Below are 3,498 nucleotides of genomic sequence, written 5' to 3' on the forward strand. Positions count from 1 at the left end.
GCCTCGGCGGGCGGCGGCGGAGGGGGAGCCTCGACGCGCGTGAAGCTCCTCTGCCCTGCGTAAAGCTCGGGATCGATCAGCGTCGTCGGCCCGCCTTCGGGCGCGGCCATGTGGCGGTCGATCTGCGGGCCGACCTTCACCTTGCGGCCGGCGGCCAGATCGTCGATCAGCTTTTCCAGCGAGGCGGGTGTCAGGTCCTCGTAGGTGTCCTTGAAGATCTGTACCATCGGCGCATTCACGCAGGCGCCGAGGCACTCGACCTCTTCCCACGAGAAATTGCCATCGGCAGACAGATGATGCGGATCGTGGTGGATCTTGTGCTGGCAGACCTTCTTCAGGTCTTCCGCGCCCCTGAGCATGCAGGGCGTGGTACCGCAGACCTGAATGTGGGCGACCTTGCCCACGGGGGCGAGCTGGAACATCGTGTAGAAGGTCGCAACTTCGAGGACGCGGATGTAGGACATGTCCAGCATCTGGCCGACATATTCGATCACCGGCTTCGACACCCAGTTGTCGTTCTGCTCCTGGGCGCGCCAGAGCAGCGGGATCACGGCACTCGCCTGTTTGCCCGCGGGATACTTCGCGATGGTCTGCTTGGCCCATGCCATGTTCTCCGCATTGAACGCGAAGCTGTCAGGCTGGACAGAATGAAGACGACGGACGCTCACCGGTCAACCTCACCAAAAACGATATCAAGAGAACCAAGCACCGCCGAGACGTCGGCCAGCATGTGGCCGCGGCAGATGTGGTCCATGGCCTGGAGATGCGCGAAGCCCGGTGCCCGGATCTTGGCGCGGTAGGGCTTGTTGGAACCATCCGAAACGAGATAGACGCCGAACTCGCCCTTGGGCGCTTCGACAGCGGCGTAGACCTCGCCCTCAGGCACCTTGTAGCCTTCTGTATAAAGCTTGAAGTGATGGATCAGCGCCTCCATCGAGCGCTTCATCTCGCCACGCTTCGGGGGCACGACCTTGCCATCGGTGGAGGAAACGGGTCCGGTGCGTTCCTTGCCGGAGAGCTGCTCCACGCACTGCTTCATGATCTTCAGCGACTCGCGCATTTCCTGCATGCGGATCAGGTAGCGGTCGTAGCAGTCGCCGTTCTTGCCGATCGGGATGTCGAAATCCATCTCCGAGTAGCACTCATAGGGCTGCGACTTGCGCAGATCCCAGGCAGCGCCCGAACCGCGTACCATCACGCCCGAGAAGCCCCAGGCGAAGGCGTCTTCGAGCGAGACGACGCCGATATCGACGTTGCGCTGCTTGAAGATGCGGTTGCCGGTCAGGAGGTCGTCGATGTCATCGAGCGCCTTGAGGAACGGATCGCACCAATTGCCGATGTCCTCGACCAGCTTTTCCGGCAGATCCTGGTGGACGCCGCCCGGACGGATATAGGCCGAGTGCATGCGCGCACCGCAGGCGCGTTCGTAGAACACCATCAGCTTCTCGCGTTCCTCGAAGCCCCAGAGCGGCGGGGTGAGCGCGCCGACGTCCATGGCCTGCGTGGTGACGTTGAGGATGTGCGACAGGATGCGGCCGATTTCGGAATAGAGCACGCGGATCAGCTGGCCGCGCTTGGGCACCGCCGTGCCGGTCAGCCGCTCGACGGCGATCGCGAAGGCATGCTCCTGGTTCATTGGTGCGACATAGTCGAGCCGGTCGAAATAGGGCACGGCCTGCAGATAGGTCTTGGCCTCGATCAGCTTCTCGGTGCCGCGATGAAGCAACCCGATATGCGGATCGACGCGCTCGACGAGCTCGCCGTCGAGCTCGAGCACCAACCGCAGCACCCCATGCGCAGCCGGATGCTGCGGGCCGAAATTGATGTTGAAGTTGCGGACGTTGTGTTCAGTCATGGTGGGCTCCCTTCGGGAGCGAGTGAGTAGTCAGTAGTGAATAGTGAATAGTGGATCGTGAATAGTAGGGATTCATTTTCATTCACCGCCATCCTTCACATCAAGCTTCCGAATCAGCGCCCGAAGCATCTTTCCAATTCCCTCACACGAACCGGCAACTCTCAAAGAACTTGCCTCTTCCATCAAACCGACCCTTCGTGCGAGCTCATTGTGTGTTTCCAGCTCTTTCAACGACCCTTGGGCAATGCGCAAGAACAAGACGAAACTCTTCCGTTGCTGACGACCAAAACCCTCCGCGATGTTGGCGGGGATCGACGCTGAACTCCTGCGCATCTGGCTTGTCAGGCCGAACAGTTCACTTTTGGGGAACCCGCGCGTTATCAGATAGATGTCAGTTGCGAGTTCCATGCCGTGCTTCCACACCTTCAGATCGCGGTAGTCACGTATCTTTCCGGCGTGAAGGTCGTCTTCCATTCACTATTCACTATTCACCATTCACACGCTCTTCTTCTCATCCCCCGGCAGCACGTAATCCGTGCCTTCCCAGGGCGAGAGGAAATCGAAATTGCGGAATTCCTGGCGCAGCACCACCGGTTCGTAGACCACGCGCTTGACCTCGTCGTCGTAGCGGACTTCGACGTAGCCGGTCAGCGGGAAATCCTTCCTGAGCGGATGCCCCTCGAAACCGTAGTCGGTCAGGATTCGGCGAAGATCCGGATGGCCGGTGAACAGGATGCCGTACATGTCGTAGGCTTCGCGCTCGAACCAGTCGGCGCCCGGAAACACCGATGTCGCCGACGGCACGGTGGCGCCTTCGGCGACCGGAACCTTGACGCGGATGCGCTGGTTCTGGCGCGGTGACAACAGGTGGTGGACGACGTCGAAGCGCGCGGCCCTGCCCGGCCAGTCGACGCCGCAGCCGTCGATGTAGTTGATGAACTGGCACTGGCTGTCGGAGCGCAGGAAGTTCAAAAGTTCGATCAGCGTGCCCGGCTGGGTGACGAGCGTCAGTTCGCCAAATGAGACGACCGCGCTGTCGACGAGGTTGCCCTTCACTTCGCGCAGGTAGTCGGCAAGTTCTCTCAAGGCCTCGGACATGGGCGCTCCTATCGCTCGATCGTGCCGGTGCGGCGGATCTTCTTCTGCAGGAGAAGAACGCCGTAGAGCAGCGCTTCGGCAGTGGGCGGGCAGCCCGGCACATAGATGTCGACCGGCACGATGCGGTCGCAGCCGCGCACCACCGAGTAGGAATAGTGATAGTAGCCGCCGCCATTGGCGCAGGAGCCCATCGAGATGACGTAGCGCGGCTCCGGCATCTGGTCGTAGACCTTCCTCAGCGCCGGGGCCATCTTGTTGGTGAGCGTACCGGCGACGATCATCACGTCGGACTGGCGCGGTGAGGCGCGCGGCGCGAAGCCGAAGCGCTCGGCGTCATAGCGCGGCATCGACATCTGCATCATCTCGACGGCGCAGCAGGCAAGCCCGAAGGTCATCCACATCAGCGAGCCGGTGCGGGCCCAGTTGATCAACTCGTCGGTCGAGGTGACCAGAAAGCCCTTGTCGGCGAGCTCGTCGTTGATCTCGGTGAAGAACGGGTCATCCGCCCCGATGGGCCGGTTGGTCCGCGGATCGATGGCGCCGAC

At 61.6% G+C, this 3,498-nt stretch carries 5 protein-coding genes; all 5 read right to left on the reverse strand.

The window, feature by feature from the left end; genetic code table 11:
- Positions 1 to 668: NADH-quinone oxidoreductase subunit NuoE (gene nuoE / locus ACEW8Q_RS04115; RefSeq protein WP_373502784.1), on the reverse strand; the 668-nt coding region annotated here is incomplete at its 3' end.
- Positions 665 to 1,855 (reverse strand): NADH-quinone oxidoreductase subunit D, encoded by a 1,191-nt coding sequence (locus ACEW8Q_RS04120; protein ID WP_373502785.1) that lies wholly within the window; start codon positions 1,853 to 1,855, stop codon positions 665 to 667. The genes nuoE and ACEW8Q_RS04120, both read right to left, overlap by 4 nt.
- 78 nt (positions 1,856 to 1,933) lie before the next feature.
- A complete protein-coding gene (locus ACEW8Q_RS04125; protein ID WP_373502786.1) occupies positions 1,934 to 2,329 on the reverse strand; it encodes a four helix bundle protein in 396 nt (131 codons plus the stop codon).
- A 21-nt stretch (positions 2,330 to 2,350) separates the two neighbouring features.
- The gene (locus ACEW8Q_RS04130) at positions 2,351 to 2,953 is read right to left on the reverse strand and encodes an NADH-quinone oxidoreductase subunit C (RefSeq protein ID WP_373502787.1); all 603 of its coding nucleotides are present in this window, start codon (positions 2,951 to 2,953) and stop codon (positions 2,351 to 2,353) included.
- 8 nt (positions 2,954 to 2,961) lie between these two features.
- Positions 2,962 to 3,498 (reverse strand): NADH-quinone oxidoreductase subunit B family protein (locus ACEW8Q_RS04135; RefSeq protein ID WP_373502788.1); only part of this gene is annotated, 537 nt, incomplete at its 5' end.

Origin of the sequence: Aestuariivirga sp. (assembly GCF_041738905.1) — a bacterium.
Classification (GTDB): domain Bacteria; phylum Pseudomonadota; class Alphaproteobacteria; order Rhizobiales; family Aestuariivirgaceae; genus Aestuariivirga.